General features: G+C 74.6%; 17 protein-coding genes. 6 read left to right on the top strand and 11 right to left on the bottom strand.

Features of this window, described 5'->3' with window-relative positions:
* Nucleotides 1–15: 15 nt before the first annotated feature.
* Both ACZ6BB_RS18690 and ACZ6BB_RS18695 read right to left on the bottom strand, forming a co-directional pair.
* Nucleotides 16–12,522: an amino acid adenylation domain-containing protein gene (locus tag ACZ6BB_RS18690; RefSeq protein WP_471616263.1), complete on the bottom strand. Its 12,507-nt coding sequence runs from the start codon at nucleotides 12,520–12,522 to the stop codon at nucleotides 16–18.
* 110 nt (nucleotides 12,523–12,632) lie between these two features.
* On the bottom strand, nucleotides 12,633–13,205 hold the full coding sequence (locus ACZ6BB_RS18695) for an AMIN-like domain-containing (lipo)protein (RefSeq protein ID WP_471616264.1): 573 nt from the start codon (nucleotides 13,203–13,205) through the stop codon (nucleotides 12,633–12,635).
* Between the two features lie 139 nt (nucleotides 13,206–13,344).
* Between ACZ6BB_RS18695 and ACZ6BB_RS18700 the strand changes: the two genes are divergently transcribed.
* Nucleotides 13,345–13,530: a hypothetical protein gene (locus tag ACZ6BB_RS18700; RefSeq protein WP_471616265.1), complete on the top strand. Its 186-nt coding sequence runs from the start codon at nucleotides 13,345–13,347 to the stop codon at nucleotides 13,528–13,530.
* Nucleotides 13,531–13,570: 40 nt separating this feature from the next.
* Here the strand turns inward: ACZ6BB_RS18700 and ACZ6BB_RS18705 are convergent, their stop codons facing one another.
* Nucleotides 13,571–14,308, bottom strand: coding sequence for a hypothetical protein (locus tag ACZ6BB_RS18705; RefSeq protein ID WP_471616266.1), 738 nt, complete (start codon nucleotides 14,306–14,308; stop codon nucleotides 13,571–13,573).
* A 220-nt stretch (nucleotides 14,309–14,528) separates the two neighbouring features.
* Between ACZ6BB_RS18705 and ACZ6BB_RS18710 the strand changes: the two genes are divergently transcribed.
* Nucleotides 14,529–17,456, top strand: a complete 2,928-nt coding sequence (locus ACZ6BB_RS18710; RefSeq protein ID WP_471616267.1) for a SpoIIE family protein phosphatase — start codon at nucleotides 14,529–14,531, stop codon at nucleotides 17,454–17,456.
* A gap of 15 nt (nucleotides 17,457–17,471) precedes the next feature.
* Here the strand turns inward: ACZ6BB_RS18710 and ACZ6BB_RS18715 are convergent, their stop codons facing one another.
* The 4 genes from ACZ6BB_RS18715 to ACZ6BB_RS18730 all read right to left on the bottom strand — a co-directional run bounded on the left by ACZ6BB_RS18715 (nucleotide 17,472) and on the right by ACZ6BB_RS18730 (nucleotide 21,196).
* Nucleotides 17,472–17,840: a hypothetical protein gene (locus ACZ6BB_RS18715; protein ID WP_471616268.1), complete on the bottom strand. Its 369-nt coding sequence runs from the start codon at nucleotides 17,838–17,840 to the stop codon at nucleotides 17,472–17,474.
* Nucleotides 17,841–17,857: 17 nt separating this feature from the next.
* A complete protein-coding gene (locus ACZ6BB_RS18720) occupies nucleotides 17,858–18,280 on the bottom strand; it encodes a hypothetical protein (RefSeq protein ID WP_471616269.1) in 423 nt (140 codons plus the stop codon).
* 84 nt (nucleotides 18,281–18,364) lie between these two features.
* Nucleotides 18,365–19,402 carry an ArsR/SmtB family transcription factor gene (locus ACZ6BB_RS18725; protein ID WP_471616270.1) on the bottom strand — a complete coding sequence of 346 codons (1,038 nt, stop codon included), beginning with the start codon at nucleotides 19,400–19,402 and terminating at the stop codon, nucleotides 18,365–18,367.
* A 138-nt stretch (nucleotides 19,403–19,540) separates the two neighbouring features.
* A complete protein-coding gene (locus ACZ6BB_RS18730; RefSeq protein ID WP_471616271.1) occupies nucleotides 19,541–21,196 on the bottom strand; it encodes an alpha/beta hydrolase in 1,656 nt (551 codons plus the stop codon).
* A gap of 251 nt (nucleotides 21,197–21,447) precedes the next feature.
* Here ACZ6BB_RS18730 and ACZ6BB_RS18735 point away from each other — a divergent pair, with 251 nt between their 5' ends.
* Both ACZ6BB_RS18735 and ACZ6BB_RS18740 read left to right on the top strand, forming a co-directional pair.
* A complete protein-coding gene (locus tag ACZ6BB_RS18735) occupies nucleotides 21,448–21,951 on the top strand; it encodes a signal peptide protein (protein WP_471616272.1) in 504 nt (167 codons plus the stop codon).
* Between the two features lie 224 nt (nucleotides 21,952–22,175).
* On the top strand, nucleotides 22,176–22,649 hold the full coding sequence (locus tag ACZ6BB_RS18740) for a carboxymuconolactone decarboxylase family protein (RefSeq protein WP_471616273.1): 474 nt from the start codon (nucleotides 22,176–22,178) through the stop codon (nucleotides 22,647–22,649).
* A 19-nt stretch (nucleotides 22,650–22,668) separates the two neighbouring features.
* Here the strand turns inward: ACZ6BB_RS18740 and ACZ6BB_RS18745 are convergent, their stop codons facing one another.
* Nucleotides 22,669–23,019, bottom strand: coding sequence for a hypothetical protein (locus tag ACZ6BB_RS18745; protein WP_471616274.1), 351 nt, complete (start codon nucleotides 23,017–23,019; stop codon nucleotides 22,669–22,671).
* Nucleotides 23,020–23,112: 93 nt separating this feature from the next.
* Nucleotides 23,113–23,406 (bottom strand): GntR family transcriptional regulator, encoded by a 294-nt coding sequence (locus ACZ6BB_RS18750; RefSeq protein ID WP_471616275.1) that lies wholly within the window; start codon nucleotides 23,404–23,406, stop codon nucleotides 23,113–23,115.
* Nucleotides 23,407–23,575: 169 nt separating this feature from the next.
* Here ACZ6BB_RS18750 and ACZ6BB_RS18755 point away from each other — a divergent pair, with 169 nt between their 5' ends.
* Together ACZ6BB_RS18755 and ACZ6BB_RS18760 are read left to right on the top strand one after the other, a co-directional pair.
* Complete coding sequence (locus tag ACZ6BB_RS18755) at nucleotides 23,576–23,932, top strand: hypothetical protein (protein WP_471616276.1); 357 nt, start codon at nucleotides 23,576–23,578, stop codon at nucleotides 23,930–23,932.
* The gene (locus ACZ6BB_RS18760; protein ID WP_471616277.1) at nucleotides 23,932–24,321 is read left to right on the top strand and encodes a hypothetical protein; all 390 of its coding nucleotides are present in this window, start codon (nucleotides 23,932–23,934) and stop codon (nucleotides 24,319–24,321) included. The genes ACZ6BB_RS18755 and ACZ6BB_RS18760 overlap by 1 nt, the downstream gene beginning before the upstream one ends.
* Nucleotides 24,322–24,457: 136 nt before the next feature.
* Here the strand turns inward: ACZ6BB_RS18760 and ACZ6BB_RS18765 are convergent, their stop codons facing one another.
* Both ACZ6BB_RS18765 and ACZ6BB_RS18770 read right to left on the bottom strand, forming a co-directional pair.
* The gene (locus ACZ6BB_RS18765) at nucleotides 24,458–25,357 is read right to left on the bottom strand and encodes a GNAT family N-acetyltransferase (protein WP_471616278.1); all 900 of its coding nucleotides are present in this window, start codon (nucleotides 25,355–25,357) and stop codon (nucleotides 24,458–24,460) included.
* A gap of 215 nt (nucleotides 25,358–25,572) precedes the next feature.
* On the bottom strand, nucleotides 25,573–25,719 hold the full coding sequence (locus ACZ6BB_RS18770) for a hypothetical protein (protein ID WP_390803137.1): 147 nt from the start codon (nucleotides 25,717–25,719) through the stop codon (nucleotides 25,573–25,575).
* Nucleotides 25,720–25,746 lie beyond the last annotated feature (27 nt).

The following is a 25,746-nucleotide window of genomic DNA, read 5'->3' on the forward strand; positions in this document are numbered from 1 at the left end:
TGCGCCTCGCCGCGCTCAGCGGGGCGGGGGCGGGGGCAGGGCGCTCAGGGCCTCCGGCGGGACGGTGTGGTCGAGGAGGTGGAGGGGGGCCGCGCGGACGCCGGCGGCCTCGGCGGCGTCCCAGTGGGCGAGGGCGTGGGGGAGGTCGACCAGGCCGTGGACCAGGGGCAGTCGCGTGCCGGGGGCCGGGCCGGCGAGGTGGGCGTGGAGCAGCGACTCCAGGCGGCAGGAGGCGAGGGTGCCGGGCAGGTGGAGCGCGAGGTGCTGTCCCGCCCGGCCGGTGGCTCCGGTGAGGGCGGTGAGGGCGGCGGCCGGGAGGTCCGGTGCCAGGTGGGTCTCGGTGGAGTCCAGAGCCAGCAGACCGCCCCCGACGACCAGGACGTCCCGCTCGTCACGCATCCGGCCCAGGGCCCGCCCGGTGTCGAAGCAGTGCGGGAAGGAGTCGTCCACGACGATCGTGCCGGGGCGCAGCCGGTCGATGTCCAGCAGGGCCGTCGGGCCGCCGCTGACGGCCGTGACGACGACGTCGGCCGTCCCGTAGACCTCGGCCGGGAGGGCGGTCGGGCCGGCCGGCTCGACGACCTGGACGGACAGGGCGGGGTGGCCGGCGAGAAGTTCGGCGGCGAGCCGCCGCAGGCGGGGGGCGCTGCCCGGCACGTCACAGAGCAGGAGCCGGGCCGGCGGGCGGGGGCTCAGGGTGAGGAGCAGCCGCAGGGACGACGTACCGATGGAGCCGCAGCCGACGACGGCGAGGGTGAGTCCGGCCAGGTCCCGTCCGGTCGCGGCGAGCGCGGCGCGGACGGTCCTGACGACGGCGACGGTCGTGGTGGCGTGGCCGGTGGTGAGCGCGGCGCCGGTGGCCGGGGAGGTCTCGCGCAGGACGTCGTAGCCGTAGCCGGTGAGGGCCGGGATCATGCCGGCCAGGGAGACGCAGCGGGCGCCGAGGGACGCGGCGTGGTCCACGGCGCGTGCGGTCAGGGCGGCGAGGGTGGCCGGGCCGCCGGCGGGCGGCGGGCCGGTCAGTTCGTCGGCGAAGAGGGGCAGCGCGACGAAGCCGGATCTGCCGAGGGGCGTGGTGACGCTCTCCAGCAGCCTGGCGCGGCCGTCCGGGAAGAGCAGGGCGCGGATCGCCTCACGGCCGGGCGCGGTCTCCGGGGCGAGCCCGGCGTAGGCGGCCAACTGCCGCGGGGCGGGGAGGTAGCCGACGAGGGCCGCGTCGAGGGGCGGAGCGGCGACGGTGGCGATGGCGGTTCTGGTGGCCGCGGTGGTCTCGGTACGCGGTGCCTGCTCCAATTGGCGGCGCAACTCCCTTGTGAAAGCGCTCAGTTGCTCGCGCGAGAGGGCGGTCGCCGACACACGGGCCGTGACGCGCAAGCCGCCGCCGTCGCCGTCGGCGGCGTCGCCGGTCGGTGCGGGGCGTACGGCCAGGAAGACGTCGGTGCCCACGGGCGGCGGCGCGAGTGCCGTGTCGGTGTCGTCGGCCCGCAGGGTCAGGGCGGTGCCGGGCGGTGCGCCGAGGGCGGTGAAGTCGAGGAAGGTGAAGAAGAACTGGGCGGTACGGGGCAGGCCCTGGGGCGTACGCAGATCCAGCGGGCCTGCGGTACGGGCCGCGACCGACTCCGCGGCGACCCGGCGGAGGTCCTCGTCGAAGCCGCCGGCGGGGGCGCGGTCGTCGGACGGGGGCGCCGGGCGCACGGACACCGCCTCGGCGAACGGGCCGAAGACGCGGTGCGCGTCCCGTGTGCTCTCGTCCCTGCCGGTGACGGCCAGACCGAGGACCAGGTCGCGGCGGCCGGTGAGGGTGGCGAGGGCGCGGTAGTACCCGGTGAGGACCGGGGCGTGGAGGGTCGTGCCCGCGGCCTCGGCGAGGCGGCGCAGGGCGTGGGTGCGGGCGGCGTCGAGGTCGAAGGTGGCGGTGTGGAAGGCGGGAGCGGTGCCGTCCTGGTGCGGCGCGCGCAGGACCGGCGGGGAGTAGGGGGCGAGGTGGCGGGCGCGGTACGCCTCCCCCTCCGGGGTCAGGGGCGGCCGGGGCGCCGCGCGGTGCAGGGCGTGGTCGCGGAAGGTGGACTCCAGGGGCTCCAGGCCGTGGGGGAGGCCGCGCGCGAACCGGTCGTACACGGTGAGGAGTTCGCGGGTCAGGAGGGCCGCGCTGTAGCCGTCGCCGATGAGGTGGTGGGCGTGGACGAGGAGCACGTGCTCGTCCGGAGCGGCGGTGAGCAGGCGCAGGCGCAGCAGGGGCCAGGCCCAGGTCTCGAACCGGCGGCGGGCCTCCTCGGCGGCCCGTTCCTCCAGGAGATCCGGGTGGGCCAGGGTCTCCGTCTGCACGGGGAGCCGTAGCGAGGACGGGAGTTCCTGCTGCACGGGCGGGCGGGCGCCGGCCGGGAAGACCGTGCGGAGCATGGGGTGGCGGGCCACGAGCACGTCGACGCACCGCTGGAGGAGGTCCGGGTCCAGCGGACCGCGGACACGGAAACGGGCCAGCCAGGCGGGGTTGGCGCCCGGCGTCCCGGACGCGAGGGCGTCGGCGAGGAGGAAGCCCTGTTGGGAGGGGGTGAGGGGATAGGGGGTGAGGTCGTGCGCGGGCCGCCGGTTCTCGGGGGCGTCGGGGGTGCGGGCGCCGGGGGCGGTGGCGTCGATGGCCGCCGCCAGGGCGGTCAGGGTGCGGTGGGTGTAGACGGCGGTCGGGCGTGGCAGGGCGGGGCGTTCGCGCCGTAGGCGGGAGAACAGTTCCAGCACGGTGAGGGAGTCACCGCCGAGCGCGAAGAAGTCGTCCTGCCCGGATATCAGGGACTCCGGCACGTCCAGCAGCGCGGACCAGGTGCGCGCCAGCAGCTGTTCGGTGGGGGTCGAGGGGGCCGTGGGGGCCGTCGGGGCCGTGGGCGGCGACTCGGGTTCCGCGCGGGCGGGTTCCGCGGCTGCCGCGTCTCGGGGAGCGAGGCGGTTGCGGTCGATCTTGCCCGTGCCGGTCAGGGGCAGGACCGGGAGGGAGTGGACGCGGGCGGGGAGCATGTACGGGGGCAGGGTGCGGGAGAGGAAGGCGCGCACCTCGCGGGGGTCGAGGGGGGAGGTGCCGGTCCTGGGCTCGACGTATGCCTCCAGCCGTCCGTCCCGCAGCAGCACGGCCGCGCGGGCCGTGCCCGGGTGGGTGAGCAGGGCGGCCTCGATCTCACCGAGTTCGACGCGGTGGCCGCGGACCTTGACCTGGTCGTCGAGCCGGCCCAGGAACTCCAGCACCCCGTCGGCCCCGCGGCGGACACGGTCGCCGCTGCGGTACCAGCGGCGGCCGTCCCGTTCGGTGAAGGCGGCGGCCGTGAGGTGGGGGTCGCCCAGGTAGCCGGGGGTGAGGCCGATGCCGGCGATGAGCAGCTCGCCGGGCTCGCCGGGGGCGCTTTCGTGTCCGTCCTCGCCGATCACGGCGAGTTCGGTGCCGGCGATCGGGCCGCCGATGGGGAGGTGGCGTACGTCGTCGCCGGGGCGGGTGTCGATGAGATGGCAGGTGGCGTTGACGGTGGCCTCGGTGGGTCCGTACAGGTTGGCGATCCGGTGGGCAGGCGCCGGGCGCGGGCCGTCGCCGGCGGGGGCGCCCAGGAGGTCGAACCAGCGGCGCACATGGGCCGCGGGCAGCGCCTCGCCGCCCACGTGGACCCAGCGCAGGGCGGAGAGGTCGGGGGCCGTGCCGTGCCGCCGGAGGCGGTCCTCGGCGGCGGTCAGCAGGCGTTCCCACAGGGTGGGGACCGAACTCCACACCGTGATCCGGTCCGCCACGACGCGGTCGAGGAGGGCCTCGGGGTCGCGCAGCAGGTCACGGGAGAGGGGGTGCACGGTGGCGCCGGCCAGCAGCGGGGCCAGCAACTGCCGTACGGAGGCGTCGAAACAGACCGACGCCGTCTGCGCGAGCCGGTCGCCGGGGCCGTAGCCGAACGTGGCCAGGGACCAGTCGAGGTAGTTCGTCATCGACCGGTGGGTGATGGGGACGGCCTTGGGGCGGCCCGTCGAGCCCGAGGTGAAGATGACGTACGCGATGGCCTCGGGGGAGGGGGAGGGGACGTCGGCCGTCGGGAGGGTGGTGCCGGGCGGTGACGGCTCGGGCACCGCCGGGACCGCCGTGACGCCGTCCAGGGCGGCGGCCGCCTCCCGGGTCGCCCGGTCGTGGACCAGGACGCGTACGCCCGTACGGGACAGCTGGTCCCGGTGCCGGGCACTCGGGTGGGTCGCGTCCAGCGGTACCCAGCCGGCGCCCGCGCGCAGGATGCCGACGACTCCGGTGACCGTGTCCGTGCCGCCCGGTTCGGTGAGGAGCCCGACCAGGTCGCCGGGGCGTACGCCGTGGGCGCGCAGCCGGGCGGCCAGAGCGGCGGAGGCGGCGTCGAGGGCCGCGTAGGTGAGGGTGGTCCCGTCACCGGCGTCGACGGCGAGAGACAGGGGTGTGGCGCGGAAGCGGGCACGCAGGCGGTCCACGATGCCGTCCCCGGCCACCGCGGCCGGGGTGGCGGTGGGGCCCGTGACGGCGGCGCGCAGCTCGGCGAGGTACTCGTCGGCGAGGCGGCGTACGGTCTCGGGGCGGAAGAGGCGGGCCGGGTAGTTCCACGACAGGCACAGAGCCGAGTCGGCCTCCCAGCACAGGAGGCCGAGCCGGGTGGCGGCGGAGGCGGTGGCCGCGGCCGTCGGGGTGACGGTGACGGGCCAGTCGGGGCCGTGGACCACCGGGAAGCGGGCGAAGCTGAAGCCCGCCTCGGCCGCCGTGCGAGGTGCCGGGCCCGTGGCGGGCCGCAGCCCGGACAGCAGCCGGGCCAGGTCGGTGCTGCTCGGGGTCGCGTGCGCCTCGGCCTCGGCCCAGATCCGCCGCAGCCGGTCGGCGAGCGCGGTGACCGGCTCGTCGGGGTCGACGTCCACGAAGACCGGCAGGGTGTCGGCCAGCGGCCCCACCAGAGCGTCGATGCCGGGCACCGGCAGCTCCCGCCGGGCCCGCGCCACGTTCACCGCGACGGCCCGCCGCCCGCTCCACCGCGCCAGACAGCGCCCGTACACCGCAAGCAGCAGATGGAACAACGAGACCCCGTGCCGTGCGGCCCTCTCGCGGAGCGCGGCGGTCAGCGCCTCGTCGATGCCGGTGCGGTGATGGGTGAGGGGCGGCGCGGGAGGAGCCTCGGGGTCGCCGTCGTACGGGAGGGCGGGGGAGGGGACGGTGTGGGCGGCCAGGCGGTCGCGCCAGTACCGCTGGTCCCGCGCGTACGCCGGCGACCGGCGCTCGGCGTCCACTGCGGTCGCATAGTCGGCGAACCGGGCCTGTGGAGGCGGGAGTTGGGAGAGGTCGTCCCCGCGTTCCAGGGCCGCGTAGAGCGACCAGAGCTCCTCGGCGAGCAGTTTGAGGCTGAAGCCGTCGGCGGCGGCGTGGTGGACGACCAGCAGCAGGTGGGCGAGGTGCGCGTCGGCGCGGTCGGGGACGAGGACGGCCCGGACCGGGTCCTGTGTCGTCAGGTCGAACGGGCGGTTGCACAGGTCGTGTTCCAGCTGCCGCAGGTCGAGCGGTTCCCGTATCTCGAACCAGCCGGGGGCCGTGTCCACGGGCCCGGCGGGGGCGGCGTACTGGCGGGGGCGCGCGCCGTCGTCTCCGGTGAACCGCAGCCGCAGCATGGGCTGGCGGGCGGCGAGGAGAGCGAGCGCCCGGCCGAGGAGCGCGGGGTCGAGCGGGCCGCGGACGCTCTGGCGGAGGTAGCCGTAGGCGGTGATGCCCTCATGGAGGGTCTCGGTGGTGTGGAAGGCGAGTTGGAGGGGCGTGAGGGGGAGGGGGGCGTACGGGGCGACGCTCGGCGCCGCGTCCGGAGCCGGGGCGGGTGCCGGAGGGGGTGCCGAGGACGGTGTGCGTGTCGGTGTGGGCGTCGTCGTGTGCGGCGGTGGGGTGGTGGCCAGGTGGGTGGCCAGTTCGCCGAGGGTGCGGTGCTCGAAGAGGAGGGTGGCCGGGAGGGGGCGGCCGAGTTCGCGTTCCAGACGGCGGGCGAGGTCGACGGCGGTGAGGGAGTCCAGGCCGAGGGTGAGGAACTGGGCGTCGTCGCCGATCTCCTGCGGGGGGCGGTGCAGGGCCTCTGCGAGGAGGCGGCGTATGAGGGTGGTGACCTGGGACGTTGCGGGGGTGCCGGTGCCGGTGCCGGTGCGCGTGCTGGTGGGTGTGTGCGGGGTCGGCAGGGGCTGTTCGTCGGCGGCCGCGGCCGTGGGTGCGGCCGTGGGCGCGTCGTGGCCGGCCGTGCCGTTGCCCGCGCCCCTGGCGGGCCTACGGCCCTCGTCAGGTCCGGGGGCCGTCACCAGGACGTGGGCCGCGTCCAGGGCGACCGCCGAGCGGAGACCCGCCAGGGCGGCGCCTACGGTCATCGGCGCGGGTCCGTCGTGGCGGAGCCGGGTGTGCGGGGGCGGGCCGCTCGCCAGGCCCGTGTCGGCGACGGGGCCGAGGGCGATGCTCTGCCAGGGGCGGCCCGCGGCGCGTTCGGCGCCGGCGAAGGCGTCGAGGAAGGAGTTGGCGGCGGCGTAGTCGCCGAGGGCGCCCGCGAGTCCGGGCAGTACGGCGGAGACGGAGGAGAGGACGACGCACACGGCGCCCTCCCGGCCGTGGCGGCGCAGTGCCTCGGCGAGGAGCGCCGTACCGCGCACCTTCGCGGCGAGGACGGCCTCGATCTCGTCGTCGGGCTTGCCGCACAGGCTGCCGGGACGGGCCGTACCCGCCGCGTGGAACACCGCGTCCAGGGACGGCAGTCCGGCGACGAGCGCGTCGACGGCGGCCGCGTCGGTGATGTCGGCGGCCCGGTAGCGGGCGTCGGCGCCGAGGGCGCGCAGGTCGGTGAGCAGGGCGTGGGGCGGGGTGGTCGTGCGGCCGGTGAGGACCAGGGTGGGGGCGCCGCGTTCTGCCAGGTCACGGGCGAGCGCGGAGCCGAGACCGCCCGCGCCGCCGGTGATCAGGTAGGTGCCGTCCGGGGGGAGCGGTGCGGGGGACGCCGGGGCGGCGGGGGCGACGGCCGTACGGGCGAGTCGGCGGCCCGCGCGCCGGGCGACGGTACCGCCCGCGCCGGGGGTGGCGGTGGCGCTCAACTCCTCTTCCAGTGCGGCGAGTCGAGAGTCGAGCGGGTCTGCGGCGCACAGGTCGACGCCCAGGGAGGAGAGCCCGCGATGTTCCTCGGGCAGGGCCAGGGCGAAGCCGTGCAGGAGGGCCTGTGCGGGGCGGGGGCCGGGGCAGTGGTGGGTGGTGGCGGCGGTGCCGGCCTCGGTGTCGGTGTCGGTGTCGCCGGTCGTGTACGCGTTCTCCGTGATCAGCAGCAGGCGGCCGGGGCCCGTGCCGAGCGAGGACAGCATCTCGCGCAGGGCGGGGACGGCGCTGCCGGCCTCCGCTGCGGCCCCCTCGGCGGAGGCGAACCACAGCACGGTCTCCGGGGCGGCGGCCGTCTCCTCGCCCTCCGCGGATCCCGGCACGGTCGTTCCGCACGCGGTGAGCCGGGCGGTGAGGGCCCGGCGGAGAGGGGTGTCTGCGCCGGTCAGGCGGACCCGGGGGGTGGGGCCGGGAGCGGCGGTGAGCGGGGCGTCCCGCCACAGGAGGGGCCGGGCCAGGGGCACCGTCGCGGGGGTGGCCGTACCGGGCGCGGGCGGCGTGACGAGGCGTTGCGGCCAGTGGTGGGCGCGCTGGAAGGGGTACGTGGGCACGGGCACCCGTCGTGCCGTGCGCCGGGCCGGGGACGTCGGAGCCGTCGGGTCCAGCGGAGCCCCACGGGCCCAGAGCCGGCCGACCGTCTCCAGCAGGGCGCTCGCCCCCGCCCCCGCCGTGGCGGGCAGCGCGGGCAGGACCGTCACGTCGGAGGGCGTGACACCGGGCCGGGTGGCGGCGGTCGCGCGGACCGGCGTGCACAGGGTCGCACCGGCGCCGAGTTCGACGAACGTGTCGTAGCCCTCGTCGAGGAGCCGGGCGACGGCGGCGCCGAAGCGGACGGGGCGGATCGCGTGCTCGCGCCAGTAGCCGGACCCGGAACCGGAGTTGGAGCCGGAGCCGGAGTCGGGGGTGAGGTCGGGGTTCCAGCGGCCGGTGACCGTGCTCAGCAGCGGAACGGTGGCCCGGTGGACGGTCAGGGCCTTCGCCGCGTTGTGGAGCGGGTCGAGCACGGGGGTCAGCAGCGGCGAGTGGAAGGCGTGCGAGACGCGGAGGCGGCGGGCGGCCACGCCACGGGCCGTGAGGACCGCCACCGCCCGGTCGACGGCTTCCGCGGCGCCCGCCAGCACCACTTGCGCCGGTGAGTTGACGGCGGCCACGCAGAGCGCGCCGTCCGACTCGGCGAGCACGGCGGCGACGGTCTCCTCGTCCCCCCGTACGGCCGCCATGGCACCCGGTGCGGCGAGCCGGCCCATCAGGCGCCCGCGTTCGGCGGCGAAACCGACGGCCTCGGCCGGGGACAGGGCCCCGGCGACGCACGCGGCGGTGATCTCCCCGACGCTGTGCCCCACGACCGCGTCCGGCGTCACCCCCCACGCGGCCAGCTGCCCGGCCAGCGCCACCCCGAACCCGACCAGCAGCGGCTGCGTCACCTCGGTGCGGGCCAGGTCGGCGGGGTCGGCGTCCTCGTCCAGACACCAGGCGGCCAGCGAGCGGCCGAGCACCGGCCCGGTGAGCGAGGAGACCTCGTCCAGGACGTCCCGGAACACGGGTGCCGTGCGGTACAACTCCCGCCCGAGACCGACCCGTTGGGTGCCCTGCCCCGGAAGGACGAACACCGTCCGGGGCCGGGCCGTACTCGCCGTACTCGCCGTATCCGCAGTACTCGCCGTATCGGCCGTGCCCGGCTCCCCGGCCGCTTCCAGTCGCTCCGCGAGGTCACCGGCCTCCGCCACCACGGCCAGCCGGTACGGCCCCTCGTCCCGGGCCGTGTTGACGCTTCGGCACACCTCACCCTCGTCGACTCCGGGGTGGGCCCGCAGATACGCGGCCAACTCCGCGGCGGCGGAGCGCAGTCCGCCGGCGGAACGGGCGGACAGGGTCAGCAGAAGCGGACCGTCGCAGGCCACGGAGGACACCGCGTCGGTCACCTGCCCCGGCGCCTCCTCCAGCACCGCGTGCGCGTTGGTGCCGCCGAAGCCGAAGGAGTTCACGCCGGCCAGCAGCGGGCGGCCCTCCGCACTGCCGGGGCCCGTCCATTCCTCGTTCTCGGTGACCAGCCGGAAGCCGGGCGCGGCGTGGGCGAGGAAGGGGGCCGGCGGGGTGGAGTGGGGCGAGGGCGGGAGGCGGCGGTGGGAGAGGGCGAGGACGACCTTGACGAGCGCGGGCATACCGGCCGCGTTCAGGAGGTGCCCGAGGTTCGCCTTGACCGAGCCGAGCCCGCGCGGGACGCCGTCGGCGCGGGGCGGGAACGCCTGGCCGAGCGACCGCGCCTCGACGGGGTCTCCGATCGGCGTCCCCGTGCCGTGGGCCTCCACGTACGACACGTCGGCCGGATCGACACCGCACTCCTCGTACGCCTGGCCGATCACCTCGCGCTGGCCGCGCGGGGTGGGGGCGAGCAGGCCGAGCGAGCGGCCGTCGTTGTTGACCGCCGTACCGCGTACGAGGGCGAGGACCGGGTCCTGGGCGGCGTGGGCGTCGGCCGGGCGGGCGAGGACGAGTGTGGCGCCGCCCTCTCCGGGGACGAAGCCGTCCGCGTCGGCGGCGAACGCGCGGCACCGGCCGCTCGGCGACAGCGCGCCCGTCGCTTCGAGGAGGCGGTGGCCGGTCGGGGTCAGGCCCAGGTTGACGCCACCGACGACGGCGAGGTCGCACTCGCCGGCCAGGAGACTGCGCCGGGCGAGGTGCAGGGCGACGAGCGCGGAGGAGCAGGCCGTGTCGACGGCGAGGGCGGGGCCGTTCAGGTCCAGCACCTGCGAGACGCGGGCGGCGACCAGGTTGGGGAGGTTGCCGGTGAGGGCGGCCGGGTGGCGGGCGAGATCCCCGTCGGCCGCCTCGGCCAGGACCTCGCGGTACCCGCTGTCACCGGCCGCCGCGAACACCCCGATCCGGCGGCCCGCCCGGCGGGGTCCCGCGTACCCGGCGCGTTCCAGTGCCTCGTGGGCCAGTTCCAGGAAGATCCGTGCCTGGGGGTCGGTGGCACGGGCCTCCGCGTCGTCCATGCCGAAGAAGCCGGCGTCGAAGGCGGCGGGCTCGGCGAGGAAGGAGCCCGCGCGGGGCCCGTCCTCCGACCGGCCCTCGGGCAGGCCGCCGACCGTGTCACCGCCGCCCGCGAGCAGCTCCCAGAAGGCTTCCGGCGTCTCGGCCCCGGGGAAGCGGCAGGCGACGGAGAGAACGGCGACCGCACCGGCCGGACCGGAGCCGGGAGCGCCGGGGGTCACCTCACCGGACGGCTCCCCACCCGTCGGGCGCCCCGTCGCGCCCTCCTCCTCCAGCAGACGCAGCACATGGCCGGACAGCCCCGCCACCGTGTCGTGGTCCCGCAGCGCGCCGGGCTCCACCGTCACCCCGAACACGTCCTCCAGCCCGGCCAGTACGGCCATCGCGCGCAGCGAGGACCCCCCGAGGTCGAAGAAGCGCTCCCGCGCCCCCACGTCGGACACGGGCACCTCCAGCGCCCGCGCCCACACCTCCCGTACCGCCTCCCGGACCTCCCGCGGCGATCGGGGAACGCCCCCTGCGGCTCCGGCCGTCCGGCTCGTCGCCCCGGCCTTCCGGCCCACCGCCGTGACCGCCTTCGCCGCCACGTGGGCCGCGTCCTCCGCCGCGTAAGTCGCCGCGCCCCCCGTCGCGTGAGCCGCGCCCCTCGTCGCGTGAGCCGCGGCCCCCGGCGCCTGCGCCGCCTCCGTCCAGCGCGTCTCGACCTCCGCGTACGCGCCGCCCTCGTAGCGCGTCCGGAGCACCCCGCGGCGCAGTTTCCCGCTGGTGGTCCGGGCGAACGCCCCCGGCGGCAGCGGCAGTACCCGGACGTCGTCATGGCCGAGGACCTCCCGCAGCCGGGCGGTCGCGGCGCGGAGCACCGGTGCGGCGGCCGAGGGAGCGGGCCGGGCCCACTGCACGAAGGCGACGGCCCGCTCGCCGCCGCCGTCCGGGTCGGTGGACCCCACGACGGCCACGGCACCCGGCGGCAGCCCCGGAGTCGCGGCCACCGTCTCCTCCAGGTCGGAGGCGTGGAACGTACGGCCGTTGACGAACACCACGTCCTTGTGGCGCCCGGTGACGCACAGCCGCCCGTCCCGCAGGAAGCCGAGGTCCCCGGTACGCAGCCAGCCGTCGTCCCCGAACGCCTCCGCGCTCGCCTCGGGCGCCCGGTGGTACCCGCGCCCCAGCTGCGGCCCCCGTACCTCCACGTGCCCGACCCGCAGCTCACCCAGCGAGTCCCCGGAACCACCGGTGATCCGTACCTCGCAGCCCGCCACCGGCCGACCCAGGTCCATCAACTCCACGGCGTGCGGCCCGGGTTCGGCCGTCACCACCCGGCCGCGACCGAGCGCGGCCCGGTCCAGCACCAGCGGTGTCGCGGTCTCACCGAGCGGCGGTACGGTCACCGCGAGGGTCGCCTCGGCCAGGCCGTACACCGGCAGCGGGGCGCGCGGGTCCAGTCCCGCCGGGGCGGTGAGGGCGGTGAACTCCCGCCAGACGCGCGGCGCGATGGGTTCGGCGCCGACGAGCAGCAGGCGTACGCAGCCGAGGTCGAGGCCGCTGAGCGCGGTGGCGGGGACGCGGCGTACCGCGAGCGCCAGGGCGAAGTTCGCGGCCGACAGCAGGGTCGCGCGGTGGCGGTGGACGGCCTCGAACCACAGGGCGGGCCGCTTCGCGAAGGACAGCGGCTCGATCCGTATCTGCTTCAGGCGCGCGGCCATGGGGACGAGGTGGGTGCCGATGAGACCCATGTCGTGGAAGTACGGCATCCAGGTCGCGAGCACGTCGTCCGGGCCGATCGCCATCGCGGTACGGATCTGGCGGATGTTGGCGAGGACGCCGGCGTGGGTCAGTTCCACGCCCTTGGGGGCGCCGGTGCTGCCGGAGGAGAACTGGAGGAAGGCGACATCACGGGGGGCCGGCCGGGGCAGGTGCCGCGGCGGACGGCCGCGACGGAGCGCGTCGAGCCGCAACGTTCTTATGGGGAACTGGAGTTGGGTGTCGGGCGCGTCGCTTCCGTCGCCCATCGCCGTCACGACGGCGGCCGTGGTCTCGTCCACCACCACGGGCGGCCTGCCGAGGAGGTCCCACACCGGGCCGATCCGGCGCGGCTCCGGGGCGAGCGGCACGGGTACGGCCCCCGCCGCCAGCGCGCCCCAGAACATCGGCTGGAAGGCGTCGCCCCGGCCGGCGACCAGCGGCAACGGGGTGCCGGGCGTGACGCCCGCCGCCCTCAGTCCGCCCGCCACGCGCAGGGCGTCGTCGCGGAGTTCGGCGAAGGTGACCGTGTGCTCGCGGCCGTCCCCCCGGACGTGGACGACGGTCTGGCCGGGGGTCTCCCGCGCGGCCCCGAGCAGTACGTCCAGCAGCGTCGACGCGGCCCCGCCGGTCACATTGTCGTTCGATCTCTCCACCGTCCGGACCCTACAAGTCGCCCCGTCCGGAGCGACGCCGCCGGGCCCCGCGTGTCCGCGCCGCCGGGCGCCAGGCCGGTAGCGGCGCCGGTGGGATCTCCTCGCGCGCCCTACGTCCAGCTGTGGGCCACGTCCACCACCAGGCGGCCGGGGAACTGGAGCACCCGGAACGGCAGGCGGGCGCGGACGCCGAGGCCGATCTGGGTCTCGCCCTCGAAGCTGCCGGCGAAGCGGGTGTCGCGGAAGGTGCGGTAGCCGGAGATGTCCACGCCGGGCAGGGGCTCGGCGACGTCCCCGGGGTAGGCCACCCCGCCGGTCTCGGGGTCGTAGCTGGGGGCGGCGATCCGGATCTCCAGGACGGCCCCGCCGTCCACCGGGATGACGTCGCCGGAGGCGGTCTGGTGGAGCCGGTCGACGTACTGCACCCAGTGGCCGAGGTGGTCGCCGCCGTCGGGGACGTCGAACACGATGCGGTCGTAGCAGTCGTGGCGGCCGGTCCTGATGTCCGCCAGTGGCACCGTGCCGCTGTCGGGGCTGCCCTTGAGGCCGCTGCCCCAGCCCGTCGGGCAGGCCGCGGCGCGCCGCCCGGCGCCACCCGGCGCGGCGCTGGCGGTGACCGCGGCCGTCGCGATCGCGGTCCCCGCGAGCGCGAGTGCCATGACCATGGCTCCGGTTCGTCGCATGCTGTCCCCCTGTGTGACGCCACGCCGAGTTGGTGCTGTCGTCGGAGGGGACGACCGGATCCGGCGGAAGGTTGTGCTCCGGGGCCGCGGAAGTGTCCCAGGAACGTAACAGCGGCTCGCGGCCGGCCCGAACGGCGCCGTGAACATCCGGGGCCAGAAGCCCTGGACCACCGACGAGATGATGGCGCGGGTCTGCGGCGCCGACGGCGGGACCGGCTACGAGGACCGGTACGTCGACGGTGTCGCCGACGAACTCGAGAACCACGGAACTCCGCTGATGACGTTCCGGAAGAAGGACCGCCCGGCCGGAGGCGAGTGCGCCTGACCCTCGCCGGAACCCTCCCGTTCCCGGCGACGCCCGCCGCCTACTGTCGCGCCACGGGGGAGCCGTTGCGCTCCGGATGGCGGCGGACCGCCGGGGCGGGGGAGGGGACCTTGCGGAGGAGGGGCGCGGCGGTGGGGCGCCCGGTGCCGGGCGGACGGCTCACGTACTGGCTGTGCAGACTGTCGTCGATCCGCCAGAGGATGCCCGTGGTGCGGCCCGTGGGCGCCGCCGGGTCGAGCTTGGCGGTGAAGGAGGCCAGCCGGTCGTAGAGCGTCCTGGCGCGGGCCCCGGTGGCGGTGAGGTCCGAGGCCGTGGCCGCGCGGAGGGAGTCGAGGACCAGCACCAGGTTGTGGCCGGAGAGCTGGACGTCCTGCATGCCGCCGTCCGCCTTGGTGATGCGGCCCGGCGGCAGGTTGGGATCGGTGGTGAGGCGGGCCGCCCCGGTCGCGGTCGGCCCGACCCGGTCGTACGGGTCGCGCGTGCTCTGCGTCCAGCCGGGCTCCCAGGCGCCGAACGCCGTACGGGCCAGGAAGGTCCAGGTGTCCTCGTGGCAGCGCAGGGTGAGGTACGAGACGCCGGCCGCCTGCCGGAGCGTGGCGTTGTGCTGTTCGAGGGCGACCCGGTTCGCGGCGAGGGCGGCCCGCAGGACCACCCGGTCCTCCTCCCGCCAGCGTCGCTCCTGCTCACCGCGCTGCGCCCGCAGCTCCCGTTCGAGCTGCTGGTTCCTCGCGTACTGCTCGACGAACGTCTTGACCAACGTCTTCAATGCCTTGAACATGCCGCCTGCTGAGGTCGGGCCGGAGATCTGGGTGTCGCCACATCCTGTGTCGCAGCGGCCCAACGACCGTCGGCGGATCTTGGTCACGCCCGGCGGCGGGCCGGCCGGTCAACTCGCCCTGCCACACGCTCTGTTGGAGCGAGCTCGCGGACCGGGCAGTCGTTGTGGAATTCCTGTGGCGGGCTGCCCTACGTGTGGGTAGAGCATTAGGGTCTGCCGTATGAACGCACGGCTGGCCCTGCTCAGCACGGTGGACCCCGGCGTCGCGGAGAGCGAGGTCTTCCGGCTGGCGCTCCAGCACGCGGTCGGGGAACTCGACGCGCTCGGGGGCATGGTCCATCTGCGGGGGCCGATGTCGGCCCTGCGTCTGGTGTCGGCCTGCGGCCTGCCGTCCGCGCTCACCCGTCCCTGGGAGATCATCGACCAGGAGGGCCCGCTGCCCCCGGCCCGCGCGCTGCACCAGGGCGGCGGAGTGTGGTCGCCGCTGGGTTCCACGGCCCCCGCCTGCCCCGGCACCGGTCTCGCCGCGTTACCCGTCTCGGGCTGTGACCGCACGATAGGCGCGCTCACCGTCCTGACCGGCGACCGGGGCGAACCCACCGGTCTGGAATGGGACTTCCTGCGGGCGGTCGTCGACTGGACCGAGGACCGCATGGCGCAGGCGCCCCCGCCGACGGGCCCCGCGCAGCCCGAGCCGGGCGCCGACCGGCTGCGGCAGGCGCTCAAGGAGGTCAGTCTCGGCTCCTGGGACTGGGACATCCGCACCGGCGACCTGATCTGGGACGAGGCGGCCCTGGAGCTCTACGGCACCAGACCGGCCGAGTTCACCGGCCAGATAGAGAACTGGATGCGGATCGTCCACCCGGACGACCTCGCCCCGACCCTCGCCGCGGCGGAACGGGCGATCCGCGAACACGGCGTGTACGAGGCGGAGTACCGCGTACGACGCCTCGACGGCACCTGGGGCTGGACGCGGGCCCGTGGCCGGGCGACCTACGACGAGCACGGCCGGCCCCACCGGATGATCGGCATCGGCTGGGAGAGCGACGAGTCTCGGTCCGCGCGGGACGCGCTCGACCGGGCCCTGCGGCACATGAGCGACGGCTTCCTCGCCGTCGACGACGCCTGGCGGATCACCTTCGCCAACCTGGAGGCGGAACGCACCCTCGGCCTCTCCGCGGAGGAACTGTGCGGGCGGCTGCTGTGGGACCTGCCCTCCGTGCGCGCGACCCCCTGCCTGGAGAGCCGCTGCCGGGAGGCCGCCGCCGAGGAGAAGCCCGCCGGGTTCGACGTCCACGTACCGGACACCGGCGACATCCACCACGTGCGGCTGGTCCCCGGCCCCGACGGCCGCACCATCTACTTCAGTGACGTCACCGAGAAGCGACGGCACGAGGAGGAGCGCCGCGAGTCCGAGCGCGCTGCCTCCGAACGGGCCCACCGCATCGCCGCGTTGACCACCGCCCTCGCCAAGGCGACCACCTCGCAGGACGTCGTCGACGCGGTCGCGCTCCGGGTCCTGCCGCCGTTCGCCGCCACCGGCCTGCTCGTCCAGACCGTGGAGAACGGCCGCCTGCACAACGTGGGTGCCGTCGGCTACACCGACGACTTCGTCCGCCTCGTCAACCGCCGCCCCAGAACGCCGTACGGCCCGGCCTGGGACGCCATCGACACCGGCACCCCGGTCTTCCTCTCCTCACCGCGGGAGTACGCCGAGTACGCCCCCCGGCACGCCGACATGCCCGACCGCGCGGGCAAACAGGCGTGGGCCTTCCTGCCGTTGACCGCCTCCGACCACACCTTCGGCGTGTGCGTCGTCTCCTTCGACCGGCCGCGCCGCCTCACCGACGAGGAACGCACCCTGCTGACCGCGATCAGCGCGCTCCTCGCCCAGGCCCTGGAACGCGCCCGCCTCTACGACCTCGAACACACCCGGTCCCGTGAACTCCAGCGTGCCCTGCTCCCGAAGGACCTGCCGGCGCTCGCCGCCTGCGAGTCGGCCGCCCGCTACCTGCCGGCCGGGCAGGGCATGGACGTCGGCGGCGACTGGTACGACGTCATCCCGCTCTCCAGCGGCCAGGTCGCCCTCGTCGTCGGCGACGTCATGGGCCACGGCCTGTCCGAGGCCGCCACGATGGGGCGCCTGCGCACGGCCGTGCACACGCTCGCCGACCTCGAACTGCCCCCCGACGAGATCATGAGCCACCTCAACGACATCGTCGGCACCATGGGCGAGGAGTCGTACGTCACCTGCCTGTACGCCCTCTACGACTCCACCACGCAGGTCTGTTCGATGGTCCGCGCCGGGCACCCGCCGCCGGCGCTGGTGTGCCCGGACGGGACCGTGCGCTTCCCGGAGTGGACCGCCGATCCGCCGCTCGGCGCGGCCGAGCCGCCGTTCGAGACGGTGGAGCTGAGCGTGCCCGAGGGCAGCCTGCTCGTGCTCTACACCGACGGCCTGGTCGAGTCGGCGAAACGCGGCATCGACGAGGGCATGGCCGACCTGGCCCGTCTCCTGCGCACCGCCCACGAGGACGGCACCGCCGCCGACCTGGAACGCCTCTGCGACACCCTCACGCACGGCCTGCTGCCCGCCGAGCACGCGGCGGCGGACGACGCGGCCCTCCTCGTCGCCCGCCTGCACGCCCTGACCGGCGACCGGATGGCCTCCTGGTCCCTCCTCGACGACCCGAGGGCCGCCGGACAGGCCCGCCGCCACGTCCGCGACCAGCTCGCGGCCTGGGGCCTGGACGACCTGGCCCCGACCACCGAACTCCTCGCCAGCGAACTCGTCGGCAACGTCGTACGCCACGCCAAGGGCCCCGTCCGCCTGCGCCTGCTGCACGGCTCCGCGCTGGTCTGCGAGGTCTTCGACGGCAGCCTCACCATGCCCCGCATCCGGCGGGCCGGCGACACCGACGAGGGCGGCCGGGGCCTGCAGCTGATCGCCGCGCTCTCCCAGCGCTGGGGCACCCGGTACACCCCCACCGGCAAGTGCATCTGGACCGAACAGTCCCTCCCCGGCCCCGACCGCACCTCGGCGCCTTCCCCGCCGGGCCGGCCGCCGCTGGTCCCGGACGACTTCGACGGGGACCTGGACGCGCTGTCCTTCGAGGATCTGGACATGGGCCCGGAGCACGCCCGGTAGCCGCCGGCCGTCGCCTCAGGGGCAGGAGGGGGAGGCCGCCGGCAGCGGGTCGGTCTCGCTGTAGATGTCCGTGTCCTTCATCCAGCCCCAGGCGCCGTTGTCGGCCTGGGTCCAGACCCAGCGGGTGGGGTGCGGTCCGCCCACGTCGGCGCCGGCGTCGTAACGGCACTTGAACCAGCTGGGGTTGCTGTGCATGTACCCCACGACCTGGAACGTGTACGGGTCCCGGTAGACGGGCGCCCCGGACACGTTGTTGCACCACCAGTTGCCGCCGCTCTGCCAGCAGGGGTTCGCGGCGGACGCGGTGGGCGCGGTGAGGAGGGCGGCGCTCGTGGCGAGCGCGGTGCCGGCCAGCACGACGCCGAGTCGATTCGCGATGCGCATGATGTCCTGTCCCTGGTTCAGCAGTTGCGGATGGAGTACACGGGGCCCCAGTTCACGGCGTAGACGTCGCCGGTCGCCGGGTAGGAGGCCAGTTCGTTGCCGCCCGATCCGTAGATCCGGGCCACCGCGCTGCCGGTCTGGCTGTTCTGGGCCTCGCCCCAGTCGTTCCAGTTCGACAGGGAGTAGCGGGCGCAGTTGTAGAAGTGGAAGACCCGGAACCGGCCCGCGGCGGGGTCGAAGACGGAGGCACAGAACTCGCCCGAGTTGCAGGTGATGCCGGCGCCGGCGGGCAGCAGTTCCGAGCGCACGGCCGGTGAGGTGGTCGGGGAGGCGGCGGTCGTGGCGGAGGTGGCCGCTCCGGCCGTGCCGGAGGCGAGGGCGGAGGCCAGCAGCAGGGTCGTGGTGCCGACCGCGCCGAGCAGTGCGCGCTTGGTACGCATGGGTTCGGACTCCCTCGGTGGGTGTCGTGACGGTGGGGACCGCGGTGGGCCCTTACGGACCCTGAGCGGCCCGCCTCCCCATGGTCAGCGCCGGCTCCCGGCCCGCACCACGGCTTTCGAGCCTGGTCGAATGTCGCAGGTCGGGCCGCCTTCGAGGAGGTCGGCGCCCAGGGCGGTGAGGGTGTGCAGGACGAAACCGCCGATCCGCCGGCTGGTGAGGAGCCCGGACTCCCGGAGCACGGCCACATGGTGGCTGACGGTCGCCGGGCTGAGCCCGACCCGGGCCGCCACCTCGCTCGTGGTGCGGCCGTCGGCCACCTCCTCCAGCACGGCCGCCCGGGCCCGGCCGAGCAGCGCGGCGAGGGCCTGGTGCGTGCCGGCGGCGGCGGGCGGCGGGGGTGCCAGCCAGCGGGGGTCGTGCGTCACGGGGTGGACGAGCACCGGGGGCAGGGAGCCGTCCCGCAGCACGATCGGTCCGGGCCAGCAGAAGAAGGACGGGATGATCCGCAGGCCCCGCCCGTCGAGGTGGAGGTCGCCGCGCAGATGGGAGCCGGCGATGTGCAGGACCGGCGCGGACCAGCGCACGCTGGGGTGCAGCCCCTGTGCCAGACCCGCGAAGCCGGACCGCAGCAGGGCCCTGGCCGCGGCGGAACGGGCCTCGTCGAAGCGGGCGCGGACCTGGGTCCAGTACGGGGCGACGAACCGCTCGTGATGGCGGCGGACCAGGCCGCCGAGCCCGCGCAGTGCCTGGGTGTCGCCGTCGGCGAGCGGCCGGGACCAGCTCGGCAGGGACCGGGGGAGGGACAGTTCCGTGAGGTCGGTCCGCAGCCGGGCGCGGGGTGTGGCGAGCAGCGCGTCCAGGCCCGCCTCGAAGCCGCCGGCGGCCCCGGCCGGCGTCAGGAAGTCCGCCGAGTAGCCGCGCGGCGGGGCGAGCAGGCGCAGTCGGGACAGTTCGGGGTCGAAGGGGCCGCGGGAGGCCCGCCGCCAGCGGCCGAACACCAGGGGGCCGTCCCGGTTCTGCAGCAGATGCAGGCTGAGCAGCCCCTCCCACAGCGGGTCGGGCTCCTCCGCCAGGACCACCCGGGCCAGGTCGTCGTACGTGAAATGGATGCGCAGCGCCACCGGCCCGCTCCCCCCAGATCTGGATGTGCCGCGGACGTACGAGACCCCGGGGTGCTCGCTGTGGAGGGGCGGGCGCCCCGGGGTTCGTGCCGGCCGGTCGGGTCGTCGACCGGCCGGTTCATCGAACGGGTCGGCCGGTCAGCCGATCTTGCCGAGGCTGTCGACGCGCTCGTTGACGCCGTTGCGGAGTTCGCCGAGCGTCGTGCCGGGCGGGGCCGTCTTCGGGGTGGAGGACGGCGGCTGGGTCTCGTCCGCGCAGGTGGTGCCGCGGGCCGGGACGGTCAGGTCGACGAGGTAGTCGATCACCGCGGTGGTCGCGCAGGCGCTGCGGCCGAACGCGGTGTGGCCCTCGGCCTCGAAGGTCACCAGCGCGGCGTTGTCGAGCTGGTGGGACAGCGCGACCGCGTGCTCGTAGGGGGTGTCGGGGTCACCGGTGGTGCCGAGGACCAGGATGGGTGCCGAGCCCTTGGCGCGGAAGGAGCCGTCGTAGCGGCTGGCCTTCTCGGCGGGCCACTGGACGCACGCGGTGGCGTGCTGGTGGTCGTAGGTCGGCGGACCGAACGCCATGGCCGGGCCCAGCAGCGGCGCGGCCGCCGCGTTGGACTCGACGTTCCACTCCAGCTTGTTCAGGCTCTTGGGGTAGTCCTTGTCGACGCACTCGACGACCACGTTCGGGCCGAGGAAGTCGAAGCTGGCCGGGGACGGCGGGCGCAGCAGGAACGAGGTGTTGTCCCGCAGCTGTGCCTTGCGCAGGGCCGCGCCGAGCGAGGGCCAGATGACCTTGCCCTCGTTGATGTTGAACATCAGCCGGTAGACCAGGGTGTAGCCGTTGGCCTTGCCGCCGCTCGCGGTGGTGACCGGGTTGGCGTCGAGGTCCTTCTTCAGCTGCTCGAACGCGCCGCGCGGGTCGCCGTCACCGAAGCCGCAGACGGGCTGGTCGGAGGCGCACCAGTCGAGGAAGCGGCTCATCGAGCCGTCCAGCGCCAGGTACTGGTCGCGGTCGTAGGCGTAGGGCCGGTAGGCGTACTTGTACGGGTCGTACGCGCCGTCGAGCGTCAGCGCCCGCACCCGCTTGGGGAACATGGCGGCGTAGACGGTGCCGATGTACGAGCCGAACGACCGGCCGTAGTACGTCAGTTGCTCTTCGCCCAGCGCCTGGCGCAGCAGGTCGATGTCGCGGGCGACGTACTCGGTGCCGACGTACGGCAGCAGGGCGCCCGAGTTGGTCTGGCAGGCGGCGTCGAACTCGGCGGCCTCGCTCAGCGCGGGACCGAAGGCGTCCGGGCCGGGGACGCCCTTGGCGTCGGTGACGGCCTTGGTGTAGCGGGCGTCGTCGAAGCAGGTGAGCGCCGAACTGCGGCCGACACCGCGGACGTCGTAGCCGAAGACGTCGAACGACTCGCGCAGCTTGGCGGGCAGCCCCGCGTAGTTGTTGCGGACGTAGTCCACGCCGGAGTTGCCCGGACCGCCGGGCTGCATGAACAGCGTGCCCTTGCGCTTGCTCTGGTCGGCGGCCTTCTTGCGGACCACCGCGAGGGTGATCTTGGTGCCCTGCGGCTGCCGGTAGTCCAGCGGCACGTCCGCGTTGGCGCACTCGAAACCGCCCTGACAGTCGGACCAGGCCAACGTCGGGACGGGAGGCGGTGTGTAGGCCGACTGCGGCTTCTGCGCGGTGTCCTGCGCGGCCATCGCCTGGGTCGCGATCCCCGTGCCGGCGAGGACGAGGGCGGTCAGTGCGGCGCCGACGATTCTGAGACGTGAGAAACGTCTGGAGGCGTGGTGATACGTGGTCATGGGCGTGTTCCCCCTGAGCGGTAGAGACCCCTGAGAACCCACTGGTCAATGCGAGTTCGGAGAATGTCTAACTCAAGAGACGGCAAAAAGGCCAGAGCGGTGCCCTCATGGCCGACCTTCCACTCAATCTCTCCACTACCCAACGGTAGTTACCGTCTCCGGTCATCCCTCCGTAACCTGGACCGGCCTGGCCGGCCCCCCGTGCGGGGTCCGGCCGGAACCCCCCTCACCAGCACGAAGGATCCGCGCACGTGTCATCCAGGAACAGCCGTCTCAGGATCGCCCTCCTCTCCGTGGCCGTGGCCGCCGCCGGTGTCGCCCTCGCGGGCCCCGCCGCGGCGGCCGCGCCGCGGGCCGCCTCCACCGTGTCCACGTCCTCGCAGGCGCCCGCCGCACCCGTCGCCTTCGCCGACCTCGCCACCGCCCCGCTCATGGCGGACGGCCGGAGCCACGAGGTCACCCTGGCCTACCGCAACGACTCGGGCGCGGACCGGACCGTCGCCCCGCAGCTCCTGCTGGAGTCCCCGGACTCCGGCCCGTTCCTCGACCCGGCGGACGTCAAGGTCGAGCACCGCACCGCCGGGGGCTGCTGGAAGGCGGTCGTCCTCGGCAGCCGGACCGGCACCCTCTTCACCGACCTGAGCACCGCGCGGCGCACCCTGCGGGCCGGTGCGACCCTCGCGGAGCTCTACCGCGTCACCGTCACCGACCCGGCGGCCGAGGGCACGGTCCACCCGAGGATCGCCCTCTACTGACACCGCCGTACCGCCGCCCGCTGTACTGCCGTACCGCCCATGGGCGGTACGGCACCGTCCAGGACGGCCGCCGGACCGCCTGGTGGCCCGAGGGCGACCCCATGGGCCTCCTCACCGGCACGGTCACCGGGGCGTGACGGGGGTCACATCCCGTGATGTCACATCGGACCCGGTGCGGCCCGTCCTCGTGTTGTCACCGCATACGACGGCACGAGGAGCCCGCCATGGAAGCACGTCTGAACCTGCTCGCCAGCCCTGTCGCCGGAAAGCTCGTCAAGCACCTCGTCGCGGCCGGCAAGGCCGTCGACGAGACGGGGCTGCCGGTCACCACCCAGGAACTGGTGAGGATCCGCGCCAGCCAGATCAACGGCTGCGGGTACTGCCTCGACATGCACACCAAGGAGGCCGCGCACGCCGGGGAGACCGCCCAGCGGCTGCACCTGATCGCCACCTGGCGGGAGGCCCAGGTCTTCACCGAGGCCGAGCGTGCCGCGCTGGAGCTGGCCGAGCAGGGCACCCGCATCGCCGACGCGGCCGGCGGCGTCCCCGACGAGGTCTGGGAGAACGCGGCCAAGCACTTCGAGGAGGACCAGCTCATCGCCCTGGTGGCGCTCATCGCCCTCATCAACACCTTCAACCGGCTGAACGTCATCCTGCGTCAGCCGGCGGGCGACTACCAGGTCGGCATGTTCGGCTGACCCGGAAGGGGCGGCCGCGTCACGTCCCGTCCCGTTGGGCGAACTGCAGGGAGAGGGCCTGCAGGACGTCGGCGGTCGTGGTGTCGGCCCGCCCCTCGTCGTGCACCTCGGCGAGGTGCACGAAGGCGTAGGAGAAACAGTTGACGAGGCCCACGATCGCCGGCCCCAGGGCATCGGTGATGATGCCGGTGGCCTCCTGGGCGCTCGCGTCGGCGGGCAGCCTGATCACGGGCAGGGTCTCCGTGAGCAACGCGGAGACGGCACCCGTCAACGCCACCTCGTCCCCGGGATGCTCGCGGACCTGCCGCCGCATCTCGATCGCCTCGGTGAGGATGCCCACGACTCGCCGCATGATCTCGGATTGCTCCACGGGGGGAGCCTAGGCCCAACTCGCCCCTGAGTACCCGACCTGGGGCGGACCCGCACCGGGTCCGCCCCCTCAACATGCCTGCGCACGGCCTTTTCAGGCGTTCGGTTCGCTCTCTTCGGACGCTTCGCCGGCCGGCTGCTCGGCCTGTACGAACGTGCCCTTGATGGGGACCGTGATGACTAGTCCTTGATCGCGGAGTTCGCGAACGGCTCGCCGAATCGTGTTGACGGCTACGCCGTACTGCTCGGCGAGATCGCGCTCAGCGGCAAGGCGTGCTCCCACGGGCAAGCGGCCCGTGCGGATCTGCTCGGCGATGTGGTGCACCACCTGGAGATACACGTAGACATGGCTCGTCGGGTCGGGGCTCCACTCGCGATCGTTAGCCATAGCTGCACGCTAAGGCGACTGGTAGCAGCGCACCACATGAGGGAACGTCCGCATGCAACCTCATGCTTCCGGTTGCTACCTATCGCGTCCTAAGGCAAAGTGGTCACGAAAGACCCCGGCGAGGCGGCAACCTCCCGGGGCACGGCCCACGCTTACAAGGAGCGTCGACATGACCGACCTTATCCCCCGCGCCCTCCAATGGCTGCGTCTCCTCTTCGCCCCCGGCCCCGGCAAACGGCGCCTCCCCCGCCACCGCCCCTACCTCTGCCTGCACGTCACCGCCGTACGCCACCTCTCCACCCCCGCACCGGCGCCCGCGTCCTCCGGCCTCCCCCGTCACCGCTCCCCGTACGGCCTCCACGCCCCCATCGACGGCGCAGCCTCTCCTCTCGTCCGCCCCTACCTCGCCGCCTGTGAAGAAGAGGCCGCCCTCCAGCAGCGCCGCCGACTCGCGCTCGTCCTGGCCGCGGACTTCGGGGTCGACCTCGACCAGCACCTGGTCGGCGTAGGGCAGGTGGCGGTCTGATGGACCACCTCAACGGCACACCCGTACCCGTACCCGGCCGCGCGTCCGCGCCCCGACTCCTGCCCTGGCCGTCCCCGGAGGGCAAACCCTCCTACCTGGTGACGGACCACCACGGTGGCTACCTCTCCCGTCTCGCCGACGACCTGGAGGCCACCCAGCTCGCCACCGGCACCGACGTACTCGGCCTCGCCCGCGTGGTGCTGGACGACCCCACCTCGCCGTACACCGAGGTCCGCTACGCGGGCATCCGTCTCGCCGAGTGCCTGACCGACGCCCTGCGCGTCGCCGAGTCCCGGGGGCTGCGCCTGCCCGTGCCGGACGTCGAGGACGAGGACGGCGTAGAGACGGCCGGAGCGGCCGACGAGGCAGGACGCGCCAAGTCGGCGTAACCGGTGGACGTCCCGCCTCCCGTTCCGGTCGGGCCCGTGCCGACCGGCCGGACGGGAGGCGAACAACTCACGGTGTCACTGACAAGGGGTCCGGACCTGCCCTCTGACCGGACCCCTCGGCGCGTGCTACTCCTCGCTAGGCCGCTTGGCCCGCCGGGTGGAAGTTGATGCGTTCACTGATGACGGGGAAGCCGGCCTTTGCAAAGTTCGCGGCCATGGGGAAGTTGCCCTGGTCCGTCGCTCCGCTGACGAACTCCGCGCCCTGCTCGACGAGGAGGTGGGTGCACTCCGCGAGGAGGTCGTAGGCGTAGCCGCGACCGCGCTGTTCGGGGACGACTCCGATGAAGCCGATGGTCGGGCCGGAGGGGTTGTGGGCCGGTATGTGGATGCCGGCCAGGTCGCCCTCCGACGTGTGCGCGATCTGCCACCACTCCCGTGGGGAGGGGCACCAGTGGAAGAAGTCGAGTTCCTCCTGGGCGGCCTGGTCGAGGCCGCCCTCCTCGACGGCCCTGAGCGCGTGGGCGTCCAGGGTGACGGAGTGGATGCGGCGCAACGCGTCGAAGAACACGGTGTCGTCGGGTTCGGCGCTGAAGCGCAGGCGTCCGGGCCGCTCGGGCAGACCTCGCTCGGGGGTCCACCGGTACAGGAAGCGTTCCACCAGGAGTTCGTACCCCGCGGCTCGTGCGGCGGCGAAGCGCGCCTCGGCGCCGGCGCGCAGGTCGGCCTTTTCCCGCCAGCCGCCGGGCAGGTTGATCTCGAGTTCGACCTGCCAGGGAGCGGAGCGCAGGAGCTCGGCCCCGGCCTCCTCCTCGCCCTCGGCCACGTCGAACCAGTTGATGTTCACGGGCTCCGAGTCGTCGGGGCCGCCCCACCACGCGCCGCGTGCGACGACCTCGCCGTCGCGCAGGGCGACGCGCTTCCAGTCGGGACGGAACCGGGTACGCCGATGGCCTTCACGGGCGCCCAGGGGGTCGGGGAGTGCGTCGAAGAGATGAGCGTCGCTCGCGGAGAGCGCGCGGATGACCGCGTCGGTCATGGATTCCTCCGGGATACAGGCTGCTTGGAGCGCTCCCGGTCAGAACTCACGAACACGCCGGGACAGCGGAAAGAGGGAGCGCTGGAAAGGTGTGAACCGCACGGCACTCGCCTCCTTCCATCCATCTCAGGGCGCGGAGCCACACACTAAGTGATCTACCGCAGGCCCGTCCACGGGTTTCCTTACGCCCTGACCCTGACCCGCGATTGATGTGGTCAAGCGTTCCCGTGTCGGTTGAGTTCGAGCGCCATGCCATGAACCGGATTCCCCGGACCATGCACGACCCAGCGGACCTGCCGCCGCATCTCGATCGCCTCGGTGAGGATGCCCACGACTCGCCGCATGATCTCGGATTGCTCCACGGGGGGAGGGGGGAGCCTCCCCCCCCC

This window comes from Streptomyces sp. NPDC041108, assembly GCF_055592645.1.

Coding starts and splice junctions, on each gene's coding strand:
- ACZ6BB_RS18695 (WP_471616264.1), bottom strand. CDS start 13,205: ATGCGACGAACCGGAGCCATGGTCATGGCACTCGCGCTCGCGGGGACC.
- ACZ6BB_RS18705 (WP_471616266.1), bottom strand. CDS start 14,308: ATGTTCAAGGCATTGAAGACGTTGGTCAAGACGTTCGTCGAGCAGTAC.
- ACZ6BB_RS18710 (WP_471616267.1), top strand. CDS start 14,529: ATGAACGCACGGCTGGCCCTGCTCAGCACGGTGGACCCCGGCGTCGCG.
- ACZ6BB_RS18715 (WP_471616268.1), bottom strand. CDS start 17,840: ATGCGCATCGCGAATCGACTCGGCGTCGTGCTGGCCGGCACCGCGCTC.
- ACZ6BB_RS18720 (WP_471616269.1), bottom strand. CDS start 18,280: ATGCGTACCAAGCGCGCACTGCTCGGCGCGGTCGGCACCACGACCCTG.
- ACZ6BB_RS18730 (WP_471616271.1), bottom strand. CDS start 21,196: ATGACCACGTATCACCACGCCTCCAGACGTTTCTCACGTCTCAGAATC.
- ACZ6BB_RS18740 (WP_471616273.1), top strand. CDS start 22,176: ATGGAAGCACGTCTGAACCTGCTCGCCAGCCCTGTCGCCGGAAAGCTC.
- ACZ6BB_RS18750 (WP_471616275.1), bottom strand. CDS start 23,406: ATGGCTAACGATCGCGAGTGGAGCCCCGACCCGACGAGCCATGTCTAC.
- ACZ6BB_RS18755 (WP_471616276.1), top strand. CDS start 23,576: ATGACCGACCTTATCCCCCGCGCCCTCCAATGGCTGCGTCTCCTCTTC.
- ACZ6BB_RS18760 (WP_471616277.1), top strand. CDS start 23,932: ATGGACCACCTCAACGGCACACCCGTACCCGTACCCGGCCGCGCGTCC.
- ACZ6BB_RS18765 (WP_471616278.1), bottom strand. CDS start 25,357: ATGACCGACGCGGTCATCCGCGCGCTCTCCGCGAGCGACGCTCATCTC.